We start from the raw sequence: 416 nt of genomic DNA, 5'->3' as shown, positions 1-416 counted from the left end.
CGCTCGACCGTCAGCTCCATCTCCAGCTTGCCCTTGCCGTTCAGCGTGGCCAGGACCAGATCGGGGTTGTGCACCTCGACACCCGCCGGAGGCGCGATGTCGGCGGCGGTGACCAGACCCGGCCCCTGCTTGCGCAGGTACATCACGACCGGCTCGTCGTGCTCCGAGGAGACGACCAGCTGCTTGATGTTCAGGATCAGGTCGGTGACATCGTCCTTGACGCCCGGCACGGTCGTGAACTCGTGCAGGACACCGTCGATCCGGATCGACGTGACAGCCGCCCCCGGGATCGAGGACAGCAGGGTACGGCGCAGGGAGTTGCCGAGGGTGTAGCCGAAGCCCGGCTCCAGCGGCTCGATCACGAACCGGGACCGGAACTCGTCGACGACCTCTTCGGTCAACGAGGGACGCTGAGC

At 66.8% G+C, this 416-nt stretch carries 1 protein-coding gene; it reads right to left on the bottom strand.

What is annotated here, in order from left to right; genetic code table 11:
- On the bottom strand, positions 1–416 hold a 416-nt coding region (locus tag AAW13_RS43340), incomplete at both ends, for a DNA-directed RNA polymerase subunit alpha (RefSeq protein ID WP_420855533.1).

The organism is Streptomyces humi (assembly GCF_001005085.2).
Taxonomy (GTDB): Bacteria; Actinomycetota; Actinomycetes; order Streptomycetales; family Streptomycetaceae; genus Streptomyces; species Streptomyces humi.
Note: the sequence above shows the minus strand (reverse complement) of the source record. Positions and strands in the feature narration are given on the sequence as shown.